We start from the raw sequence: 24,572 nt of genomic DNA, 5'->3' as shown, positions 1-24,572 counted from the left end.
TTATTTTCCATCAATAGTAAAATACATTAATAACAACTAGAATCTACGAAAGGAATTAAATTTATGAAAAAGAGGATATCTAAGTATTTCATACTTATATTAACAACAATTTTTATTTTAAGTGCTTGTGGAACTAGTAAAGAAGAAAATAATAAAGACGTCTCAAAAACTGAAACTTCCAATCATAAAGGAGGTACTTTAAAGGTAGGACTTGGCCATGCACCAAGTGGTGTCTATTCTCCAATATTATCTTCAGATGCTAGTGATTCTGAAGTTGTAAATTATTTTAATGAAGGCCTACTAAAAATAGATAAAAAAATTAAACCTCAACCATATATTGCCTCATGGAAAGATATAGATCCTGGTAAAAAAATTGAATTTAAAATAAAAAAAGGAATCAAATGGCATGATGGAAATGAACTAAAAATAGATGATTGGATATACACTTTAGAGGTTTTAGCTGATAAAGATTATGACGGATCATATTATCCAAGTGTTGAAAATATAAAAGGTGCTAAAGAAAAACATGAAGGTAAAGCTAACTCAATAAGCGGTATTAGAAAAATAGATGATTATACTATGGAAGTTACTTTTGATCAGAAAAAAGTTAATTATTTAACAGGATTTCCTAGTGACGCATTATTGAGTAAAAAATATGTCGGTGATATTCCTGTAAAAGATTTAGCTAAATCGGATAAAATTAGGAAATACCCTATTGGTATTGGTCCTTATAAAGTTAAGAAAATTGTTCCAGGAGAGGCAGTGCAACTTGAAAGATTTGATGATTATTGGCAAGGCAAACCTGCTCTAGATAAAATAGAATTAAAGGTTATTGATCAACCACAGATGATAAAAGCACTAGAAAAAGGAGATATAGATTTAGTAAATAATGCAACTGGTAGTATGGCTAAAGAAGCTAAAAAGTCAAAAGAGAAATTAAAAGTTCTATCAGCACCAGGACTTGATTATGCATTTATAGGATTCGTATCTCATGATTATGATAAAGCTACAAACAAAACTGGAAAAGTTAGACCTAAATATGAGGATAAAGAACTAAGAAAAGCATTACTTTATGCATTTGATAGAAAAAAATGGATAAATGCATTTTTCCAAGGATATGGCACTGAGTTAAATACTTTCGTACCTTCTGTTCATTGGATTGCAGCAAATGATAGTGAATTAAATCACTATAATTATGATCCAGATAAAGCGAAGAAAATTTTAGATAAATTAGGATATAAAGATAAAGATGGGGATGGATTTAGAGAAGATCCGAAAGGTAAACCATTTGAAATTAATTTAAAACATTATGCAGGAACAAACCCAACTTTTGAACCAAGAACAGCTGCAATAAAAGATTTCTGGGAAAAAGTAGGACTAAAGACGAAAGTAAAAATGGTGGAATTTGGAAAATATAATGATGATTTAGCTAATGCTTCTAAAAATATGGAAGTTTACTTCAGATCATGGACAGGCGGTACTGATCCAGATCCGTCAGACTTATACCATACTGATAGACCACAAAATGAAATGAGAACAGTAATGCCTAAATCAGATAAGTATTTAGATGATGCGTTAGACTTTAATAAAGTTGGAAACAATGAACAAAAACGTAAAGATATTTATGTTAAATGGCAAAAATATTTGAATGAAGAGTTACCAGCGTTGCCAATTTTACAAATAAAATCTATTAGTATCGCTAACGATAAAGTGAAAAACTACGATATAGAACTTGGAAATGATTCACCATTGTATAAAATGACAAAAGATAATTAATCTTATGCAACCTCGACATTGTGTCGAGGTTGCTTTTTAGGGGGACAGTATGAAAAAAGAATTACTTGAAGTTAATGAATTAGAAACATCATTAAAAATACATAATAGCTGGCATCCAACTGTAGAAGACATAACTTTTAAATTAAATGAAGGTGAAGTTTTAGGAGTTGTAGGAGAGTCGGGTTGTGGTAAATCAATCATGAGTAAATCTATTATTAATCTTTTACCTGAGAAAATTTCTAAAATAACACATGGTGAAATTATATTTGAAGGTCAACGAATTGATAATTTTAATGCTAAAGAATTTAATAAATTACGTGGTAATGATATTGCTATGATTTTTCAAGAGCCAATGACTGCGTTGAATCCTGTATTTAAAATAAAAAATCAAATTATTGAAAATATAAGAATACATCAGCGTTTATCTAAAAAAGAAGCGTACGAAAAGGCTAAAGATTTATTAACAAAGGTAGGTATACCTAGACAAGATGAAATATTAAATAGCTATCCACATCAACTTTCAGGCGGTATGCGACAAAGAGTAATGATTGCAATGGCAATATGTTGTTCACCTAAACTATTAATAGCCGATGAGCCAACAACTGCCCTTGATGTAACAATACAAGCTCAAATATTAGAACTATTAAAACAAATCCAAAAAGAAAATAACATGGCAATTATTTTAATTACACATGACTTAAGTGTTGTTTCAGAATTTTGTGATAAGGTGATGGTAATGTATGCGGGTCAAATTGTAGAGTATGGTGATTTGGAAGATATTATTGTAAGACCTAAACATCCATATACTAAAAAACTACTAAACACATTACCAAAACTTGATGAAGTTAAAGAACGTCTAGATACAATAGAAGGAATTGTTCCTTCTATCTTAGAATTTGGTCATAACCACTGTCGTTTTGCAAATAGATGTTCTGAAAAAATAAAAATTTGTGACAAAGTCCATCCAAAATTTATGAAAGATAAGGATAGATTAGTACGTTGTCATTTATATGACAATAAAAGTGAGGGGTAATTTATGGAGAACATCTTAGAAGTAAAAAAGCTTAAAAAATACTACCCAATTAAAAGTTCAATATTTAATAAAAAAAGATTTGTCAAAGCTGTAGATGATGTTTCATTTCATATAAAAAAAGGACAAACTTTTGGTTTAGTAGGAGAATCTGGTTGTGGAAAATCTACAATAGGAAAGTCTATTTTACGTTTAGAAGACGTAACTTCAGGTGACATCATTTTAGATGGGGAAAATATCACACATTTAAAAGGGAGAAAATTAAGAGAAGCTAGACAAAACTTTCAAATCATTTTTCAAGATCCTTATGCTTCATTAAATCCTATGCAAATGATTGGTAACATTATTGCTGAACCAATATTGAACTATAAAAAGATAAATAAAAATGATGTAAAAGCTGAAGTGTTACATTTATTAAAATGTGTGGGTTTAAATGAAGATGCTTATTATAAGTATGCACATGAATTTTCAGGTGGTCAGCGTCAACGAGTGGGTATCGCTAGAGCAATTGCATTAAAACCTAAACTTATTATTGCAGATGAACCTGTTAGTGCTTTAGATGTTTCAGTTCAATCACAAGTATTAAATATTTTAAAGGATTTACAAGAAGAATTTAATCTAAGTTTATTATTTATAGCTCATGATTTAAGTGTGGTTAAGCATATAAGTGATGTTATTGGTGTAATGTATCTTGGCCATATTGTAGAAATAGCTTCTGATTCAGATATTTACAACAGACCTTTACATCCTTATACTCAAGCATTAATATCATCAATTCCACAATTCAATTCTAGTAGAAAGAAAAGAGAATTGTTGAAAGGAGAATTACCTTCTCCAAGTAACCCACCAAAAGGTTGTCCGTTTCAAACTAGATGTCCATATGTAAAAGAAATATGTCGAGAAAAAATGCCTAAATTAAAAGAACATATAAAAGGACATCAAGTAGCTTGTTTCTATCCGAAAGTGGGGGGGGATTTAATGCTTAAATTAATTTTAAAAAGACTTGGTCTAATGGTACCGTTATTAATTTTAATATCAATGGTTGTATTTGCATTAGCTATTATTCAGCCAGGAGATCCATTTTCTGGGCAACATGGACCAAATGTAAAACAAGAAGCAATAGAAGCTCAAAGAGAAAAACTGGGTTTAAATGATTCAATAACTACTCAATACATAAGATGGGCTAATAATATTCTACATGGAGATTTTGGAGAATCCATAAAATATAAACGGCCTGTTCTTGACTTAATAGAAGAAAGATTACCTAACACTATTTTATTAGGAACAGTGTCACTAATTATTACTTATGTAATTTCTTTTGCTTTAGGAATATATTCTGGAAGATATGCTTATAGTATTGGAGACTATTCAATACAAGTATTTAACTATCTAATGTTAGCCATTCCATCGTTTATTGCTGGTGTATTTGCAATTTTTCTTTTTGCATTTAATTTTCATATTTTCCCGTTTCAAGGTTCGGTCGATATTAATTTAGAAGAAGGTTCATTAGCTTACTATCTCAGTAAGTTATATCATACAATACTACCTGCTACAACACTCGGATTACTATCTACGGCTGGTTATATTCAATATCTAAGAAACGACATAATTGAGAACTCTAAAAAGGATTATGTATTAACTGCTAGAGCAAAAGGATTGTCAGATAATAAAATTTACTTTAAACATATTTTGAGAAATTCTTTGATTCCTATAATTACCTTTTTAGGTGCAGATATAGTTAGTATTCTTGGAGGAGCAGTTATAACTGAAACTATATTTTCATATAATGGAGTTGGAAAATTATTTTTAGAATCAGTAACTGGGCAAGATTATTCACTAATGATGGCTTTAACTTTATTTTTTTCATTTTTAGGATTACTTGGAAATTTATATCAGATATAACATATGGTTTAGTTGATCCTAGAATTAGAAGTAATTAACAAGGGGGACAACTATGAATCAAAAGTCAAAATCGCCTTTTAAAATTGCATTAAATAAGTTTTATCATAACAAAATTGCGATGATATCTTTATTTTTTTTGATAACTGTTATTATTATTTCAATATTAGCACCATTGATTGCACCACTTCCTATAAATAAACAAGATTTATTGAATATTAAAGGTGACATGTCTCTAGAAAATATTTTAGGAACTGACTCAGGTGGTAGAGATAACTTTAGCAGATTGCTTTATGCCGGTAGAATTTCCTTAAGTATAGGAATAATTTCAACTTTAGGAATGTTAATAATAGGTATTACAATAGGTACATTATCTGGGTACTTTGGTGGCATTATTGATACTGTAATGATGAGAATTACTGAATTTGTGATGCTGTTTCCGTTCTTAATATTTGCAATTGTATTAAATGCAGCTTTAGGTGATAAGATTAAAAATCCATACGGGTCAGCGATTATTTTAGTATTTGTAATTATCATTTTGAGTTGGGGTGGTATTGCTAGATTAGTTAGAGGCAAGGTTATGCAAGAAAAAGAAAACGAATATTTTTTAGCTGCTAAATCTATAGGTACTCCTACTCATAAAATTATATTTAAGCACTTATTACCAAATATAATAAGTGTTGTGATAGTGCAAGCTACTTTAACATTTGCGGGAATGATTGTTGTAGAATCTGGATTAAGTTTTTTAGGATTTGGAATTAGTAAAGCAATACCATCTTGGGGAAATATGTTAAGTGATGCTCAAGAGGGTGATGTGATTAGTGGAAAACCATGGATATGGATGCCACCAGCGTTAATGATAACATTAACTATTTTAAGTATTAATTTTGTTGGTGAAGGTTTAAAAGATGCATTTAATCCTAAAGGGCGCAGGTAAAGAAAATAGTTAATCAATCGATAGAGAAACTGGTAAAAAGAAAAAATAATTAAATTAAAAATGGCGGAGAAAAGCGTATCGATACGTTTTTTCTTCGCCATTTAATTTATATCATTTATGATCAACTAATGTTTAAATTCCTTCATTAAATTAAACCATTTTATACCACCATGTTGGGAACTAGAAACCCCTTTATTAACGTAACCATATTTTTCATAAAATGGTATCAGTTCTTCTTTACAGGTTAATGTTATACCTAAACGATGGTGTGTTTTAGCTCGTTGTTCTATTTCATTTAGTAATTTACCAGCAAGTCCTTGATTTCTTTGTGATTGATCAACGACTAATCCTAATATAGCTACATAACCTCCAGTTGTTGAATTCTCATCTATACTTTCAAATAAATCATCGGTAATGAATGGTTGATTAATTACCGGTCCATTAATATAACCAACAACCTTTTCATTCAATTCAGCGATAATAAACGTATCATTAATCATTTCAATTCTTTTTATTAAAGCTGATTTTGTTGCTGCTTCTTCTGGTGTAAAACCTTGGTTTTCAATAATTAAGATTTCTTCTAAATCATCTATTTTGGCATTTCTAAATTGATACAAAATAGATTCCCCCTAAAATACTTTATGAAATTTTGGTATAAAAGAAACCATTCAAAGTATAAACACTTTGAATGGAAAATTAATTTTCGATAATAATTTATCTTTTACGTCCTAAGCCCATAGCTTTTTCCATTTTTTTCAACGTTTTAAATGAGGCTTTTTGAGCTTTGTCTCTACCTTTATCTAAGATATCATCTAGTTCATCAGAATTATAGTAAGATTCATATTTTTCTTGGAAATCGATTAAGAATGATTTTACAATTTCTGCTAAATCACCTTTGAATTTACCATAACCCTCTCCAACGTATTTCGCTTCAATATCTTTAATTGTTTCATTAGTTAGTCCTGAATAAATAGATAATAAATTAGAAACGCCTGGTTTATTGTCACGATCAAACTTAATAACACCATCGGAATCTGTGACAGCACTTTTAATTTTTTTAGCTGCAACATTTGGTTCATCTAATAATGAGATAAAGTTCTTTTGGTTATCGTCACTTTTACTCATTTTTTTAGTAGGGTCTTGTAAACTCATAACACGTCCACCGACTTTAGGCATACGAATTTCTGGTTTAGTCAATACGTCGTTATATTTACTATTGAATCTATCTACTAAGTTACGAGTTAATTCCATATGTTGCTTTTGATCTTCTCCAACAGGAACAATATTTGTATTATAAATAACGATATCAGCTGCCATTAAAGGTGGATATGTAAGTAATCCTGCTGGTACTCCGTCAGTTCGTTTTTGCGCTTTGTCTTTAAATTGTGTCATACGTTCTAATTCACCGATTGAAGCGATTGTAGTGAGCATCCATCCAGCTTGGACATGTGCTGGTACTTCTGACTGAATAAATAGTGTTGATTTATCAGAATCAATGCCTGATGCTAAATAAATCGCAGCTAATTGTCTGATTTGTTTACGTAACTTCAAGCGGTCTTGTGGTACTGTGATAGCATGTTGGTCAACAATACAAAAGAAACATTCATAGTCATTTTGAATTTCTTCGAATTGTTTTAATGCACCTATATAATTACCAATTGTAGGTATACCACTTGGTTGAATGCCTGAAAATAATGTTTCCATATAAGATGCCTACTTTCTCAAATAATATTTACATATCATTATAACAGTATTTCTTTAAAATGTAAGTTGTGTTAAGATGAATGTATATTTAAGCATTGAAATATTTTGAGAGACTATTTTGAATTATTTCAAAATTTCTCAGAAAAATTAGGATTTTCTCATTTAATTTTAATGTTAGATGGGTATAATGTAAAATGTAAGGTTAAGAAAGCAAAAGAAACATAAATTTCTTTAATCTATAACATATTTAAAAATAACGAATGAATCCAATTATAGGAGAGTGAGATGTATGGTAACATTATTTACTTCACCAAGTTGCACATCTTGCCGTAAAGCGAAAGCATGGTTACAAGAACATGACATTCCATATACGGAGCGTAACATTTTTTCTGAACATTTAACAATTGATGAAATTAAATTAATTTTAAAAATGACTGAAGACGGAACTGATGAGATTATTTCAACTCGTTCTAAAACATACCAAAAATTGAATGTTGATATTGATTCTTTACCATTACAAGATTTATACTCAATTATTCAAGATAATCCTGGTTTACTACGTCGTCCAATTATTTTAGACGATAAACGTTTACAAGTTGGTTATAACGAAGATGAAATTAGACGTTTCTTACCAAGAAAAGTCCGTACGTTCCAATTACAAGAAGCTCAACGTTTGGTTGACTAATAACTTTAATAACTATGTGATTTAATCACTTTACTAAAAGATATTACAACAACACTATTTTTGAAATGGTGTTGTTTTTTGTATATTATAGAAGTTGAATTGAGTCATAGATGGTTGTTTTTTACCTATGAAAATGGGGAATATAACACTATAAGAACCCCATAAAAATATAGTTAAATTTAATCAAACAAATAGATTGTAATTTAAGTCACGTTCTAATACAATATGGTTACTATTCATCGACTGTAAGGAGTGAGATGATATGAGAATAGAACGCGTAGATGATACAACAGTTAAATTGTTTATAACATATAGCGATATAGAAGCGCGTGGCTTTAGTCGTGAAGATTTATGGACAAACCGCAAACGTGGAGAAGAATTCTTTTGGTCTATGATGGATGAAATCAATGAAGAAGAAGATTTTGTTGTTGAAGGTCCATTATGGATTCAAGTACATGCCTTTGAAAAGGGTGTGGAAGTGACTATTTCTAAGTCTAAAAATGAAGAAGCTATGAATATGGCTGATGATAATCATTTTGATCAATTTGATGACCAAGTAAATGAACTTCTAGCTCAAACACTTGAAAGTGAAGATAATGTAGAAAATATATTTGAACAACGCGATCAACAAAAGAAAGCACAACAAGAACAACCTCAAAGACAGCGTAAACAAGCAAGTATGCGTACTGTCATAGTTAAATTTGAAGATCTAGAGCAAGTAATAAATTATGCTTATCACAACAATCAAAGTACAGTAGAGTTTGAAGATTTACTTTACATGATTGATTCACAATATTATTATGCTATCCATTTTGATGAAAATGTAGATCAAGAGACAATTAATGATAGTTATAGTCAATTGTTAGAATTTGCTTATCCAACAGATAAAACTGAAGTGTACTTGAATGACTACGGTAAAATCATTATGAGTCACAATGTCACTTCTCAAATGCGTCGTTATTTTACTGACGCAACTGAATAAAAATAGTATTTTAGACGAGACATGAAAATGTCTCGTTTTTTTATGGACTTCTTTAAACTTATATGTTGTCAAAAGTAAAAATAGTGTTTGCTTCGTTAATATTTATGAGGTGAACGTATGTTAGTAGCTTTAAATCATAACAATGAACATATCTTAGCTAAAAATGCCATTAAAAATGTGGATTATTATTGTCCTCATTGCCATTCAAAATTAATTTTGAAAAAAGGAATAAAAGTTATGCCTCATTTTGCACATGAAAGCCAGAGTCAAAGATGGTGTGCAAAAGGTGAATCAGAACTTCACTATCACGCAAAATACCAATTAGCAACTATGTTAAAACGATTAGGATATACTGTCCGAATTGAGCCATTTTACAAATTGATTAATCAATTACCAGATATAGTAGTTAACGATAAAATAGCGTTAGAATTACAGTTTTCTATGATTAGTTTATCCAAGATACGACTACGTAGTGACGGTCTGAATAGTATTGGATTACATCCCATATGGATTGTTAAAGATATTAAATATGATAAAAGCAAAATGATGCTAAGTCTAAGTGACTTTCAAGCAAGTACTATTGATTGTGAAACTAAGAGACTTTTAACTTGGAATGAACAAGATAAGTCACCTATAGTTTATTCAGATATACAACATATTGGTGGTAAGACGTTTAAAGCAAGAAGACAAACATTGATAAACTATTTAGATAAGGCTAATAAACTTAGTCATAGTTCAAATACAATTTATAAACTGAGTAATCAAAAGATTTTAAAATATATACAACGATGTCGTTGGAAGAATTCAGTATTAGAGCCTACTTTAAGTGCGATGTATCAATTACAATTGTTTGAGGATAAGGTGGCGTATAAAGTGGGATTTATCGTACCTCATCAAATATATATCAAAACCCATCCTATCGAATGGCAACTTCAATTATTGTTATTAGAGAAAGAAAAACGATTGAATTATCAATACTTTGAAAAATGCCTTGATTTCAGACAATTTTCAAATCCTACAAAAGCTAAAATTGAGATTATTAAGGCGATAATAATGGAATATCAATATGCTATAAATCTTAACAGTAAAGACGTGCAAATTATCTACTAAAATGAGAAAATTAAGTTATTGAGAATTTCGAGGAGGTTTATTTATGAATCAACAATTAACTAGAGAAGAACAGGAACTTAAATATCCTGAATATACATGGGATCTAACAACGATTTTCCCAAACAATGAAGCATTTGAAGAAGCATTTAAAGAAGTTGAAAATGATATCGGTAAAGAAGAGCAATTTAAAGGGCGCTTAGGAGACAGTGCCGAAACTTTATATGAAGCATTAGCATTAGAAGATGAAATAGGTACTAAATTAGAGAAGGTGTATGTTTATGCTCATCTTAAACAAGACCAAGATACTGCTAATGATCAATATACTGGTATGGAATCACGTGCACACCAATTAATTATTAAATACAGTTCAGCATGGAGTTTCTTAGTGCCAGAGATTTTACAAATTGATGAAGCGACAATTCAATCGTTTATTCAATCTAACGATAAATTGAAACAATATGAGTTCGATTTACAACTTATTAATGAAAAACGTCCACATATTTTAGATGCTGATACTGAAAAATTACTTACTGAAGCTCAAGATGCTTTATCTACACCATCAAATGTATATGGAATGTTCAGTAATGCTGATCTAGAATTTGAAGATGCTATAGATAAAGATGGAGAAGCACATCCACTTACACAAGGTACTTTTATTAAATATCTAGAATCAGATGATAGAGTATTAAGAGAATCTGCTTTCAGAAATGTTTATAAAGCTTATGGAGCACATAATAATACTTTAGGTGCAACATTAGCAGGTGAAGTTAAGAAAAATGTCTTTAACGCTCGTACACACCATTACAATTCTGCACGTGAAAAAGCTTTAAGTAATAATCATATTCCTGAAGAAGTTTATGATAACTTAGTGAAAACAGTTCACAAATACTTACCTTTACTTCATAGATATACTAAATTGCGTCAAGAGTTATTAGGTATTGATGATTTGAAAATGTATGACTTATATACACCATTAGTAAAAGACGTTAAATTTGAAATGCCTTATGAAGAAGCTAAATCATGGATGTTAAAAGCACTTGAACCTATGGGTGAAGAATATTTAAATGTAGTTAAAGAAGGACTAGAAAATCGCTGGGTAGATGTATATGAAAATAAAGGTAAACGTTCAGGCGGCTACTCATCAGGTGCGCATTTAACAAACCCGTTCATCTTATTAAATTGGTCAGATACAGTATCTGATTTATATACATTAGTTCATGAATTTGGTCATTCAGCTCATAGTTATTTCAGTCGTCAAAACCAACCTTCAAACTTAAGTGATTATACTATATTTGTAGCAGAAGTTGCTTCAACTTGTAATGAAGCATTACTAAGTGACTATATGGATAAACATCTTGACGATGAAAGACGCTTATTACTTCTAAACCAAGAATTAGAACGATTTAGAGCAACTCTATTCCGTCAAACTATGTTTGCTGAATTTGAACATAAAATTCATCAAATTGAAGAAGCGGGTGAACCATTAACACCTAATCGTATGAATGAAGAATATGCCAAATTGAATAAACAATATTTTGGAGATGCTGTCGAAACTGATGAAGATATCAGTAAAGAATGGTCTCGAATTCCACACTTCTATATGAATTATTATGTATATCAATACGCAACAGGCTATAGTGCTGCACAAAGTTTAAGTCATCAAATTTTGACAGAAGGGCAACCAGCTGTTGAAAGATATATTAATGAATTCTTGAAAAAAGGTAGTTCAAATTATCCAATTGAAATACTAAAAAATGCGGGTGTAGATATGACAACACCAGAACCAATTGAACAAGCATGTGAAGTCTTTGAACAAAAATTAGATGCTTTTGAAAAGCTAATGAAAGCTTAATATGATTGAATTCGCTTACATTATGAACAGATTGTGACAATTTAAAATTTAATAAACTGAATGGTTGAAATGGGGTATGTGTCGTGTTATATTATGAACATGAAATTAATCACATAACAAACATACCCCTTTGTTTGAAGTGAAAAATTTCTCCCATCCCCTTTGTTTAGCGTCGTGTAATCAGACACGGCGTTTTTTTATTTATTATAAAATTATACGTTGAACAATATACATAAATTATACAATTAATGAATAAACAAAAAGCCAGCACAAAAGATTATTTAAAATCATTTTGTGTTGGCTTTATTAATATTTATATTTAACAATTAGGTTTGGGCATTTTTGATTTCCAAAATTTACCTTCAGGATAATTAAGTTTTTCAACTTTTTGCTGAAGCATTAATTTTTTTAGTTCTTTATTAAGTAATTTCTCAGGCCATTCATATATAGTAAGCAATTCTTCCATTGTAACAAGTTGCTTTTGTTGAATGTATGTCTCTAATTTTGGTGGTAAGTTCTTTTCAATAGGACTACCCATAAGTTCGTTAATAATATATGTGTATATATGGTAAGGATATAATCCTTCAACTTTTAAACCTTCTTCGTGCACATCTTCATTGAAAAAGACGAGAGAAGGGGATTGTTCAATTTCCATTTCACGTGCTATATGCAAGTCAACTTTTAAACTTTCAGTAAGTTTACTTTTTTGTAAGTCTTCTTTAAACACTTCATAATCTATTCCAGCATTTTTTACACAATCACATATCATTTCTTCAGTGATAATATCACGCTTTGGAATAATTTCATTTTGCATTAAATGAATAAAACGCTCAGCTCTTAAACGACCTTGTAATTCAGCCGCTTTATAAGCAAGGGCAATATTATCAAAATCAGAGGTGCTTTGTGCTTGGCATTTTGTTAAAACTTTTAATGAAGGATTAAGAATATGTCTAACACGTATATATTGATTATATTCAATTCTTAATTTAGATAAAATTGCGGATAATTTAAAGCAATCTTTACTAAAGGGATCGAAAAAAGAGTAAATTTCTATTTTGCATACAGGTGATAGATCAGTATTTGCATCTTCACAACTCTTATTCTCCATTACTCTTAACTCTTCAGCCATGTCATTTCACCTACAATTAATTTTCGGAATTTACCATGTGATTAGCTGTTAGTCGCAATCTTTCATATAAATAGTCTCCAACCCCAGCGGGAAAATTAGCGTGGGTAATCGCAATAGACATATTTTCTAACCAAGCATCGCGTTCAAATTCAGTAATTGTAAATTCCATATGTCGTCTTTTTAACATGGGGTGTCCATGTTCTTGAGTATATAAATCAGGGCCACCTAAAAACTGAGTTAAAAATTGTTTTTGCTTTCGACTCGTTTCTTTAAAATCACCAGGGAATAAATGATTAATTCTATCGTCTTGTTCAACTAACGAGTAAAAATGATCAATCATTTGATATAGTGCGTCTTGCCCGATGATGTCATAAGGTGTTCTAGGCATATTATCACCGTGTTCCATTAATATATATCTAATATAACATGAATTTTTACATATGAAAGTAATTTGCATTATAGCTATTTTTTGCTAATTTAAGATAATTCTTTTTTTCGTTCAAAGAATCGTTGAACTTTATTCAATGGTTTTTGGTGAGTCAGATTAAATGACTGAAGTAACTCGTTGAATTTTATTAATCCTTCTTCATATTGGTTAACTTCAAATTCAAGTTCATAATCCTCAGTGCCCAGATATTCACTTTTATCCAGTACAAGTAATTCATTTTTATAATTGGTTTCCATTCGATATGTTGTTAATGCACCTAAAATAGATAAACTACCATCTTGAATGCCATATTTTTCAGATATAATATGTCTAATATCTGATGGTAATTGATCGTGGCTAATTACTTTATTAATTTTAGGTTCTATAGATACATCAAAATTATATTCTGTTAAACCGACTTCTGCTGGAACCTTAAGCGTCATTTCATAAGTATCGTCTTTCACACGTATTCTTAAAGCCGACTGATTTGATTTTAATTTAAAATCCTCAGTGTCAATATAATAGTTAATTTGTTTAAAAGGAGTATCGTCCTTAAAGTATTTGTGTTTAATGTCATTATAAACATTTTCATTTAGTATTTGTTTAAATTCAATTTCATTATTAGTTGCCATGATAGAGATACACCCCGATACTTTTCTTTGTATTTATTTTAAATTTATCAATATTATGCCGTAAATTATCTATGATTTAAAGTAATTTTGATCATTTTGACGATGTACAATTTTACATATATTTTAATAATATCAGACATATACTTTTGGTTTTAATCTGAACAATCATAAACCTAATAATAATGTAAGAATAATGGCATAGATATGTGTGTTGAATGGCCAAATTATGTTAAACTAATATGGAATAAGGAGGGGCAAGCATGCGTATATATATAAATGAGATAAAAGTGAAAGATGATACAATTTATTGTTATTCAGAAGATTCTATTGAAGGATTAGAAGAAGTAGGACAAATGCTTGTTGACAGTGATAACTACGGATTTGCATACATATTAGATGATGGACAATCCTATTCGTATTTGATCTTTGTTGAAGAAACATGGTCAATGCTACATGAAAATAAAGGTAAAAAACTAGTCGTAAATGAAACGTTAGAACTTAAACATTTCCAAGAAGAATTAGATTACATATTGGATAATATAGAAGGTAATAATAACTATGGTAAGGAGTTTGTTTCTGCTGTTGAAAAAACTTTTGAACTAGAATGAAGCGGAGTGAATGAATATGAACCAGTGGGATCAATTTTTAACACCTTATAAACAGGCCGTTAATGAATTAAAAGTAAAATTAAAAGGATTACGTAGACAATATGAAATTAGTGAACATAGTTCTCCCATTGAATTCGTAACAGGCCGCGTAAAACCTATTTCAAGTATAATTGATAAAGCCAATAAACGTGGAATTCAATTTGATAGATTAAGAGAAGAAATGTATGACATAGCTGGGTTACGAATTATGTGTCAATTTGTTGATGACATCGATGTAGTTGTCAATATTTTACGTCAACGTAAAGACTTTAGCGTCGTTGAAGAAAGAGACTATATTCGTAATACTAAAGAAAGTGGTTACCGTTCTTATCATGTCATCATTGAATATCCAATTGAAACATTGAGTGGACAAAAGTCGATATTAGCTGAAATTCAAATTAGAACATTGGCAATGAACTTTTGGTCAACGATTGAGCATACATTGCGTTATAAATATGATGGGGATTATCCAAGTGAGATACAACATCGTTTAGAAAGAGCAGCTGAAGCGGCATACTTATTAGATGAAGAAATGTCTGAAATCAAAGATGAAATTCAAGAAGCACAAAAATACTATACTCAAAAGCGTGCAAAAAAGCATGAAAATGACTAATGAGGTGTAAAGATGCGTTATACAATCCTAACTAAAGGCGATTCGAAATCCAATGCGTTAAAGCATAAAATGATTAGCCATATGAAAGACTTTCAAATGATTGAAGATAAAGAAAATCCAGAAATAGTCATATCAGTTGGTGGCGATGGTACTTTACTTCAAGCCTTTCATCAGTATAGTCATATGTTATCGAAAGTAGCATTTGTCGGTGTTCATACTGGCCATTTAGGATTTTATGCTGATTGGTTACCTCATGAAGTCGAAAAATTGATTATTGAAATTAACAATTCAGAATTTCAAGTCATTGAATATCCATTATTAGAAATCATAGTCCGATATAATAATAATGGTTATGAAACAAGGTACTTAGCTTTGAATGAAGCAACCATGAAAACTGAAAATGGATCAACATTAGTTGTGGATGTTAATATTCGTGGAAAACATTTTGAGCGTTTTAGAGGTGATGGTTTGTGTATATCTACACCATCAGGTTCTACAGCCTATAACAAAGCATTAGGTGGAGCGTTAATTCATCCTTCTCTTGAAGCAATGCAAATTGCTGAGATTGCGTCAATTAACAATCGCGTGTTTAGAACGGTAGGGTCACCACTTGTGTTACCTAAACATCATACTTGTCTTATTACCCCAGTGAATCATGATACGATACGTACGACTATTGACCATGTCAGCATTAAACATAAAAATGTGAATGCGATTCAATATAGAGTAGCAAATGAAAAAGTAAGGTTTGCACGCTTTAGACCATTCCCATTTTGGAAAAGGGTACACGATTCCTTTATTTCAAGTGATGATGAAATATGATATTCCGTTATACAATTACGCAAAAAGAAACGCTTAAAACATTTTTAAAACGACATGATTTTTCTAAGAAAACGATTAGCGCCATTAAAACTAATGGCGCTTTACTTGTAAATAATAAACCTGTAACAGTAAGGTTTGAACTTGATATCAATGACAAATTAGAAGTGCGTTTACCAAAGGAAGTTCCGAGCGCTAACTTAGTTCCATATTTGAAACCATTAGATATTTTATTTGAAGATGACTATATTATTATTGTCTTCAAACCTAATGGACAAAATTGTGCACCTTCTCGTGAACATCCACATGAGAGCTTAGTTGAACAAGTTTTAGGTTATTTACAAGACAAAGGTGAAAATACTAACCCACATATTGTTACACGATTAGATCGTAATACGACTGGTATTGTTTTATTTGCAAAATATGGATATATTCATTACTTATTTTCAAAAATTAATATGAATAAAAAATATATATGTTTAGCCCATGGTTTAACAAAACCAAGTGATGTGATTGAAGCGCCCATTTCAAGAACTAGTCATAGTATTATTGAAAGACAAGTATCAGAAAATGGTAAGTATGCTAAAACCATATATCAGACGATTAAACAAAAGAGTCATGTAAGTTTATGTGAAGTCCAATTATGTACTGGTCGGACTCATCAAATAAGGGTGCATTTTCAACATTTAGGTCATCCTTTAATTGGTGATACATTATACGGTGGTAAACATGATAAAATAGAGGGGCAATGTTTACAGTGTTACAAACTAACATTTGAACACCCAGTAAGTAAAAATACAATTGAAATAACAACTGATTATAAACAACTAAATCAATGGTATGACATGATATAAAAAGCATTTTGGAGGTGTTTAAATTGTCTAACGACACAGAAATGAAAGAGAAAGAATACGCTAGCGAAGATGTGTACGATAAAGACTTATTAGATCAATTATTACAAAATGAAGATATAGATGCATTTAGAGAAGAATTTTTATCAATGCATAATTACGAACAAAGTGAATACTTTGAAGACACTGATGATGAGAATAGACAAAAAATATTCCAATTCTTATCACCACAAGAAGTTGCTGATTTCTTTGATCACTTGGATATAGACGATGAGGATTACGAAGAATTATTTGAAAAAATTAATGCAAACTACGCAAGTCATATTTTAGAAGAAATGTCATACGATAATGCAGTAGACATTTTAAACGAATTAACTAAACCTAAAGTCGCTAGTTTACTTACATTAATGAATAAAGAAGATGCCAATGAAATAAAGGCATTACTACATTATGAAGAAGATACCGCCGGCGGTATTATGACAACAGAATATCTTTCATTAAAATCTACTACTCCTGTTAAAGAAGCATTAATGCATGTTAAAGAACAAGCGCCAAATGCTGAAACAATTTACGTGATTTTTGCTATCAATGAAGATGATCAATTAGTTGGGGTTTTATCTTTAAGAGATTTAATCACAGCTGAGAACGATGCTTATATTGAAGATGTGATGAGTGAACGTGTTATTAGTGTAGATGTCGCAACTGACCAAGAAGACGTTGCACAAACAATGAGAGACTATGATTTCATTGCAGTACCTGTTGTTGATTACCAAAATCATCTATTAGGTATTATTACAATTGATGATATTTTAGATGTTATGGATGAAGAGGCAAGTGAAGACTACTCTCGTTTAGCCGGTGTCTCTGATATTGATTCTACTAATGATTCAGTAATCAAAACGGCAACAAAACGTTTACCTTGGCTAATCATTTTAACGTTTTTAGGTATGATTACTGCAACAATTTTAGGTAGCTTTGAAGACACTTTAGCAAAAGTCGCTTTATTAGCAGCCTTTATACCAATTATTAGTGGGATGTCAGGTAATTCTGGTACGCAATCTTTAGCCGTATCTGTACGTAATATTTCAACTGGTGATATCGACGAACAAAGTAAATTTAAAGTTGCTTTAAGAGAAGCGGGAAGTGGCTTTTTATCAGGAATTGTTTGTTCCATCATTTTAATCATTATAATTATTGCTATTTATAGACAACCCTTATTAGCAGTCATTGTTGGTGGCAGTTTAACGTGTGCTATGACAGTTGGTACATTAGTTGGATCAATGATTCCATTATTAATGAATAAATTAAAAATTGACCCAGCAGTTGCAAGTGGTCCATTTATTACAACAATTAACGACATTGTAAGTATGTTAATTTATTTCGGCTTAGCAACATCATTTATGTCATATTTAACTTAAGGAGGAACTAATGGAGTTCTTATCACTTGTGATTGTAGTTGTAGCTGCATTCTTAACACCTATTATAATAAATAGGTTGAATATTAATTTTTTACCTGTCGTAGTTGCTGAAATATTAATGGGGATAATTATAGGTAATTCATTTTTAAACTTAGTAACCAAAGATTCTATGCTTAGTATTTTATCAACATTAGGCTTTATCTTTTTAATGTTTTTAAGTGGATTAGAAATTGATTTTAACGCCTTTAAAAAAGATTCTCGTCCTCGACAAGGTGAAAGAAAAGAAGAGAAGAAATTACCAGGTCATTTAAACCTCGCAATGACAGTATTTGCATTAATCATGATTGTTTCAATTATTTTAGCATACGCATTAAAATGGTTTGGTTTAATAGATGATGTATTATTAATGATAATTATCATATCTACTATTTCATTAGGTGTGGTAGTTCCGACATTAAAAGAAATGAATATAATGAGAACGACTATTGGACAATTTATCTTGTTAGTTGCGGTATTAGCCGATTTAGTAACAATGATATTACTAACAATTTATGGTGCGGTTAACGGTCACGGTGGTAGTACCATCTGGCTTACAGGCATTTTGGTAGTATTTACAATTATTTTCTACGTGATTGGAGTACTATTTAAACGAATGTCATTTTTACAAAAATTAATGGGTGGTACTACACAAATTGGTATACGTGCCGTATTTGCATTGATTATATTACTTGTTGCATTAGCAGAAGGTGTTGGTGCTGAATACATACTTGGTGCATTCTTAGCTGGCGTAGTTGTATCATTATTAAATCCTGATGAAGAAATGGTTGAGAAATTAGACTCATTTGGATACGGATTTTTCATTCCTATATTCTTTATTATGGTGGGTGTAGATTTAGACATTCCATCATTAGTGAAAGAACCATCATTATTAATCATTATACCTATTTTAATTTTGGCTTTTATAGTATCTAAGCTAATTCCAGTATTTCTTATAAAACGATGGTTTGATATGAAGACGACTGTTGCTTCAGCATTCTTATTAACGTCAACGCTATCATTAGTTATTGCTGCAGCTAAAATCGCTGAACAATTAAAGACAATTTCAGCAGAAACATCAGGGTTACTTATTTTAAGTGCAGTCATTACTTGTGTCTTTGTGCCTGTTATTTTTAAAAAGCTATTCCCAGTACCTAATGAAATGAATCGTCGTATTGAGGTAAGCTTGATAGGTAAAAACCAACTGACTATTCCTATCGTACAGAATTTAACTTCCCAATTGTATGACATTTCACTTTATTATCGTAAAGATTTAAGTGATAGTCGTAAATTATCCGATGAAATTACTATGGTCGAAATCGCTGATTATGAACAAGGAATACTTGAAAGATTAGGGTTATTCGATCGTGACATCGTTGTATGTGCGACTAATGATGATGAAATTAACCGGAAAGTCGCTTTGATGGCTAAAGAACATGGCGTAGAACGAGTGATATGTAGACTTGAAAGTACAAATGAAGACATAGAAATGAAATCGTTAGGCATAGAAATATTTAGTAATTATCTAAGTAATAAAATATTACTTAAAGGATTAATTGAAACGCCGAATATGCTTAACTTATTAAGTAATGTAGAAACATCTCTATATGAAATTCAAATGTTGAATTATAAATATGAGAACATCCAATTACGAAATTTCCCATTCGGTGGAGATATTATTTTTGTAAGAATTGTGCGCAATAATGATTCCATTGTTCCTCATGGTGATACGCAATTACGTTATAAAGATAGACTTATTGTGACAGGTTCAAAAGAATATGTAGATGAGTTAAAACAAGAATTAGAATTCTATTATTAATAAAGGATTATGGGTCTGTAAGTATACATCATACTTACAGATCTTTTTAATTATATAAATAATATGAAATTTAATATAAGTATAGTGTGAACTATAGAGTAAATCTAAAATGCTTTATTATCAGGTACTAAAAATGTTAAAATATATTGAGTGAAAAATTTAGAAACGTTTGAAATGATTTATTATATATCTTATTAAAAGGAGTTATTTGCATGTTAAATCTTGAAAATAAAACTTATGTCATTATGGGAATTGCCAATAAACGTAGTATTGGTTTTGGCGTTGCCAAAGTACTAGATCAACTAGGTGCTAAATTAGTATTTACATATCGTAAAGATCGAAGCCGTAAAGAATTAGAAAAATTATTAGATCAACTTAATCAATCAGAACAACGTTTATATCAAATCGATGTTCAAAGTGATGAAGATGTTATTAATGGCTTTGCTAACATCGGTGAAGATGTAGGCAATATTGATGGCGTTTATCATTCAATTGCTTTTGCCAACATGGAAGATTTAAGAGGACGTTTCTCTGAAACATCAAGAGAAGGTTTCTTATTAGCGCAAGATATTAGTTCATATTCACTAACTATTGTTGCAAATGAAGCTAAAAAATTAATGCCTGAAGGTGGAAGCATTGTTGCTACAACTTATTTAGGTGGAGAATTTGCTATACAAAACTATAATGTTATGGGCGTAGCTAAAGCAAGTTTAGAAGCAAATGTTAAATATTTAGCACTAGACTTAGGTGAAGATAACATCCGTGTAAATGCAATCTCAGCTGGTCCTATTCGTACTTTAAGTGCTAAAGGTGTAGGTGGATTTAACACAATTCTTAAAGAAATTGAAGAACGTGCACCATTAAAACGTAACGTTGACCAAGAAGAAGTAGGTAAAACAGCGGCTTACTTATTAAGTGATTTTTCTAGCGGTGTTACAGGTGAAAACATCCATGTTGATGGTGGATACCACGCAATTAAATAATAAAGCTAGGAATTTTAAAACGAAAGCTACAAAATAAATCAAATGACCAAGTGAGATGTCTATACAACTCACTTGGTTTTTGTTTTATGTGATTAGTTGAAAGAAGAATTGGAAAATAATAAAAAACTGTGAAGAAGGCTATAGGCCTCTTCACAGCTTTTTTTAGTTATAATTTTATGTTATGTGAAAGAATATCTAATCTTTAACGTTACTATTCGCTTTATCGATAATTCGTTGACGATATTTAAAGATATTGCTAATTATTGTTTTTAATACTGCATATAAAGGTACAGCGATTAATATTAGTGTAAAACCACCTAAATCTCCAGCTGCTAAAATAACCACAATGATTGTTAATGGATGCATGCTTAGTGATTTACCCATAACATTTGGTGTAATGACATTTCCTTCTAATTGTTGTGCAATTAAAGTGATAACACACACCCAAACAAAAGTCGTCGGACCATCGATAATACCTAAAATAGCTGCTGGCGTGAATGAAAGCCATGGACCTAAGAATGGTATTAAATTAGCTACACCAGCAAATAATACTAATAATGGTGTATAAGGTAGTCCAATAATTGTATAACCAATATATAAGATAATACCTAAAATAACACTAACTGTTACTTGTCCTTGGATATATGACTTCAACGTGTAGTTTAAATCTTTCAATAAATCTACTACAAATACTTTACGTTCTCCTTTGAAAAATTTACCAACTGCTGGAATGAATTTTTCGTGATCTTTTAACATATAAATAAGGAAGAACGGTACCATAATCAATAAGAAAATAGTAGAAATTAATGATGTGATATATGAAAGTGAGTTTGATAAGACATCTGTTACGCCATCACCCATTGATTTAACCATATTATTAATACGGTGAGTGACATCATTTGGTAATTTATCAATTTGAGTTAGTGCGAAATTAACCAGACGCTCAGTTTCTCTTTGTAATGCTGGTGTTTGTTTAATCAAATTATTCATATTTGAAATTAAGATTGGTGCAATAAAGGCTACAACTATAGCAATTATTGCTATTAACACGACAAATATAGTTACAATACTAGCCCATCTTGGAAATCCCCATTTTTCTAATAAATTTTGAAATGGTAAACATATATAAAATAAGAAACCACTAATAATAAATGGAAGGAAAACAGATCCAATAATGGTAACAATAGGGGTAAATACTTCATGTACTTGCATAAATAGTTTGATGAGTATGAACAACATAATTAAAGCTATGCCAGTTCGGAACCAAACTTTATTTAACATATATGATAGTCCTCCTGAAATTTTTCATTTTTTGATAGTCTTTTATAGTATATCTCAAAATTCAATACTACAAAAGAGCCATATCGTTTAAATAAAGCGCACAAATAGATAATAATATAATACATTTTATATAAAATTCTAAAAATATATTGATAAGTGTAAATATACATCGTATAATTTTTTTAATCTATTGATTAGGGAGGTATACGATGATTGAAAATATCGTTGCATTTTTAAATGAACTGGTTTGGAGTAAACCATTAGTATATGGATTATTATTTACGGGTATATTTTTTAGTTTAATGATGCGCTTTTTCCAAGTAAGACATTTTAAAGAAATGATTCGTTTAATGTTTCAGGGAGAAAAATCACCTAGTGGTATTTCTAGTTTTCAAGCTATAGCCATGTCAATAGCGGGGCGTGTTGGTACTGGTAATATAGTTGGTGTATCAACAGCAATCTTTATTGGAGGTCCTGGTGCAGTATTTTGGATGTGGATGAGTGCCTTTTTAGGAGCGAGTAGTGCATTTATTGAATCAACATTAGGACAGATCTTTAAACGTGAAGTTAACGGTGAATATCGTGGTGGTCCAGCATATTATATCGAATATGGTATCGGTGGTAAGTTGGGTAAGATTTACGGATTAGCATTTGCAATAGTTACGATTATATCTGCCGGATTATTATTGCCTGGTGTACAAGCAAATGCAATCGCAAGTTCTATGAGTAACGCTTTCAATATACCTAATTGGGTAGTTGCTGTGATCGTCGTAATTATTTTAGCGTTAATCATTTTTGGTGGATTACGTTCAATTGCTAATGTAGCTACTGCTGTCGTACCATTTATGGCTGTAATTTATATTTTGATGGCAATCATCATTATTGTGATTAACATTCAAGCTGTTCCAGCATTATTAGCAGAAATATTCAAATCTGCATTTGGATTACAATCAGCATTTGGTGGAATTGTAGGCGCTATGATTGAAATTGGAGTTAAAAGAGGACTGTTTTCTAATGAAGCAGGGCAAGGTACTGGACCGCATCCAGCTTCAGCTGCAGAAGTATCTCATCCAGCAAAACAAGGATTAGTTCAATCATTTTCAGTTTATGTGGATACTTTATTTGTATGTACAGCGACAGCGTTAATTATTTTGCTTTCAGGTACATATAACGTTACAGATGGTCAAAATAATGCTAATGGCACACCACATTTAATAAAAAATGGTGGTGTATTTGTAGAAAATGCAGATGGTAGTAAAGATTATTCAGGTACAGCTATGTATGTACAAGCAGGTATAGATAAAGCATTTCATGGTAGTAGTTACCATTTTGATACTCATTTTTCTGGAATAGGTTCTTATTTTGTAGCAATTGCGTTATTCTTCTTTGCTTTTACGACAATAATAGCTTATTACTATATTGCTGAAACAAATGTAGCTTATATAACTAGAAAGCAAAACAATCATACAACCAATATTGCATTTATTCTCATAAGATTAGGAATCATTATTGCAACATTATATGGTGGTATTAAAACTGCAGATGTTGCTTGGGCTTTAGGTGATTTAGGGGCAGGTCTTATGGCGTGGTTAAACATTATAGCGATATGGATACTACATAAACCAGCTATAGAAGCATTAAAAGATTATGAAGTACAGAAGTCACGTTTAGGTTCAGGTTATCATGCATTATATAAACCTGATGCGAAAAAACTACCTAATGCTATCTTTTGGTTGAAAACCTATCCTGAAAGATTGAAAAAAGTAAGTAAATAAAACAGGATGTTATATATATAACGTTAATGAATTTATTTACGGAAAATAGTTGTTTATTAAAGAATTAAAATTACAATTAACAACTGAATTTCTTAATTTATTAAAAACTTTAAAATCTACATAATTTAAAAATATAACGTCTCTTGGTACAATGTTATTAATACTAC

General features: G+C 30.6%; 21 protein-coding genes and 2 pseudogenes. 17 read left to right on the top strand and 6 right to left on the bottom strand.

The window, feature by feature from the left end; translation table 11 throughout:
* Positions 1-63: 63 nt before the first annotated feature.
* The 5 genes and pseudogenes from opp4A to opp4C all read left to right on the top strand — a co-directional run bounded on the left by opp4A (position 64) and on the right by opp4C (position 5,642).
* Entirely contained in the window at positions 64-1,776 is a 1,713-nt protein-coding gene (gene opp4A, locus N524_RS0102605) for an oligopeptide ABC transporter substrate-binding protein (RefSeq protein WP_029055573.1), read from the top strand.
* 49 nt (positions 1,777-1,825) lie between these two features.
* Positions 1,826-2,809: an ABC transporter ATP-binding protein gene (locus tag N524_RS0102600; RefSeq protein ID WP_029055572.1), complete on the top strand. Its 984-nt coding sequence runs from the start codon at positions 1,826-1,828 to the stop codon at positions 2,807-2,809.
* 3 nt (positions 2,810-2,812) lie between these two features.
* Positions 2,813-3,784: pseudogene (locus tag N524_RS12705) on the top strand (ABC transporter ATP-binding protein); the annotation flags it as partial.
* Positions 3,785-4,746, top strand: a pseudogene (gene opp4B, locus N524_RS12700) (oligopeptide ABC transporter permease).
* A gap of 14 nt (positions 4,747-4,760) precedes the next feature.
* Positions 4,761-5,642, top strand: coding sequence for an oligopeptide ABC transporter permease (gene opp4C, locus N524_RS0102585; protein WP_029055571.1), 882 nt, complete (start codon positions 4,761-4,763; stop codon positions 5,640-5,642).
* Positions 5,643-5,767: 125 nt separating this feature from the next.
* Here the strand turns inward: opp4C and N524_RS0102580 are convergent, their stop codons facing one another.
* Complete coding sequence (locus N524_RS0102580) at positions 5,768-6,259, bottom strand: GNAT family N-acetyltransferase (RefSeq protein ID WP_029055570.1); 492 nt, start codon at positions 6,257-6,259, stop codon at positions 5,768-5,770.
* Positions 6,260-6,356: 97 nt separating this feature from the next.
* On the bottom strand, positions 6,357-7,346 hold the full coding sequence (gene trpS, locus N524_RS0102575; RefSeq protein WP_017637396.1) for a tryptophan--tRNA ligase: 990 nt from the start codon (positions 7,344-7,346) through the stop codon (positions 6,357-6,359).
* 289 nt (positions 7,347-7,635) lie between these two features.
* Between trpS and spxA the strand changes: the two genes are divergently transcribed.
* The 4 genes from spxA (at position 7,636) to pepF (ending at position 11,975) form a co-directional block, all read left to right on the top strand.
* Complete coding sequence (gene spxA, locus N524_RS0102570) at positions 7,636-8,031, top strand: transcriptional regulator SpxA (RefSeq protein WP_002450775.1); 396 nt, start codon at positions 7,636-7,638, stop codon at positions 8,029-8,031.
* Between the two features lie 262 nt (positions 8,032-8,293).
* A complete protein-coding gene (gene mecA, locus N524_RS0102565) occupies positions 8,294-9,013 on the top strand; it encodes an adaptor protein MecA (protein ID WP_029055569.1) in 720 nt (239 codons plus the stop codon).
* Between the two features lie 117 nt (positions 9,014-9,130).
* On the top strand, positions 9,131-10,123 hold the full coding sequence (locus N524_RS0102560; protein WP_029055568.1) for a competence protein CoiA: 993 nt from the start codon (positions 9,131-9,133) through the stop codon (positions 10,121-10,123).
* Between the two features lie 43 nt (positions 10,124-10,166).
* Entirely contained in the window at positions 10,167-11,975 is a 1,809-nt protein-coding gene (gene pepF, locus N524_RS0102555; protein ID WP_029055567.1) for an oligoendopeptidase F, read from the top strand.
* A gap of 319 nt (positions 11,976-12,294) precedes the next feature.
* Here pepF and yjbH read toward each other — a convergent pair whose 3' ends face one another.
* The 3 genes from yjbH to N524_RS0102540 form a co-directional block, all read right to left on the bottom strand.
* Positions 12,295-13,104 carry a protease adaptor protein YjbH gene (gene yjbH / locus N524_RS0102550; protein ID WP_017637392.1) on the bottom strand — a complete coding sequence of 270 codons (810 nt, stop codon included), beginning with the start codon at positions 13,102-13,104 and terminating at the stop codon, positions 12,295-12,297.
* Positions 13,105-13,120: 16 nt separating this feature from the next.
* Entirely contained in the window at positions 13,121-13,492 is a 372-nt protein-coding gene (locus N524_RS0102545; protein ID WP_029055566.1) for a truncated hemoglobin YjbI, read from the bottom strand.
* An 89-nt stretch (positions 13,493-13,581) separates the two neighbouring features.
* Positions 13,582-14,163 carry a CYTH domain-containing protein gene (locus tag N524_RS0102540; protein WP_029055565.1) on the bottom strand — a complete coding sequence of 194 codons (582 nt, stop codon included), beginning with the start codon at positions 14,161-14,163 and terminating at the stop codon, positions 13,582-13,584.
* Between the two features lie 260 nt (positions 14,164-14,423).
* On the opposite strand from N524_RS0102540, the gene N524_RS0102535 reads away from it, so the two are divergent.
* From N524_RS0102535 to fabI, 7 genes are all read left to right on the top strand, one after another.
* Positions 14,424-14,771: a hypothetical protein gene (locus N524_RS0102535; protein WP_017637389.1), complete on the top strand. Its 348-nt coding sequence runs from the start codon at positions 14,424-14,426 to the stop codon at positions 14,769-14,771.
* 16 nt (positions 14,772-14,787) lie between these two features.
* Positions 14,788-15,423, top strand: coding sequence for a GTP pyrophosphokinase (locus N524_RS0102530; protein ID WP_017637388.1), 636 nt, complete (start codon positions 14,788-14,790; stop codon positions 15,421-15,423).
* Positions 15,424-15,435: 12 nt separating this feature from the next.
* The gene (locus tag N524_RS0102525) at positions 15,436-16,245 is read left to right on the top strand and encodes an NAD kinase (protein ID WP_017637387.1); all 810 of its coding nucleotides are present in this window, start codon (positions 15,436-15,438) and stop codon (positions 16,243-16,245) included.
* A complete protein-coding gene (locus tag N524_RS0102520; protein WP_029055564.1) occupies positions 16,242-17,096 on the top strand; it encodes an RluA family pseudouridine synthase in 855 nt (284 codons plus the stop codon). The genes N524_RS0102525 and N524_RS0102520 overlap by 4 nt, the downstream gene beginning before the upstream one ends.
* Positions 17,097-17,137: 41 nt before the next feature.
* The gene (gene mgtE / locus N524_RS0102515) at positions 17,138-18,511 is read left to right on the top strand and encodes a magnesium transporter (protein ID WP_371106437.1); all 1,374 of its coding nucleotides are present in this window, start codon (positions 17,138-17,140) and stop codon (positions 18,509-18,511) included.
* A gap of 10 nt (positions 18,512-18,521) precedes the next feature.
* The gene (locus tag N524_RS0102510) at positions 18,522-20,366 is read left to right on the top strand and encodes a monovalent cation:proton antiporter family protein (RefSeq protein ID WP_029055563.1); all 1,845 of its coding nucleotides are present in this window, start codon (positions 18,522-18,524) and stop codon (positions 20,364-20,366) included.
* Positions 20,367-20,578: 212 nt separating this feature from the next.
* Entirely contained in the window at positions 20,579-21,349 is a 771-nt protein-coding gene (gene fabI / locus N524_RS0102505; RefSeq protein ID WP_029055562.1) for an enoyl-ACP reductase FabI, read from the top strand.
* Between the two features lie 195 nt (positions 21,350-21,544).
* On the opposite strand, the gene cozEa is transcribed toward fabI, so the two are convergent.
* Positions 21,545-22,630 (bottom strand): lipoteichoic acid biosynthesis protein CozEa, encoded by a 1,086-nt coding sequence (gene cozEa / locus N524_RS0102500; RefSeq protein ID WP_017637382.1) that lies wholly within the window; start codon positions 22,628-22,630, stop codon positions 21,545-21,547.
* A gap of 209 nt (positions 22,631-22,839) precedes the next feature.
* On the opposite strand from cozEa, the gene N524_RS0102495 reads away from it, so the two are divergent.
* Positions 22,840-24,405, top strand: coding sequence for an alanine/glycine:cation symporter family protein (locus N524_RS0102495; protein WP_029055561.1), 1,566 nt, complete (start codon positions 22,840-22,842; stop codon positions 24,403-24,405).
* Positions 24,406-24,572 lie beyond the last annotated feature (167 nt).

The sequence above is a fragment of the Staphylococcus sp. URHA0057 genome, from assembly GCF_000620265.1.
Lineage (GTDB): Bacteria > Bacillota > Bacilli > Staphylococcales > Staphylococcaceae > Staphylococcus > Staphylococcus pasteuri.
The sequence above is the reverse complement of the archived record's forward strand: the minus strand, read 5'-3'. Positions and strand labels throughout refer to the sequence as shown.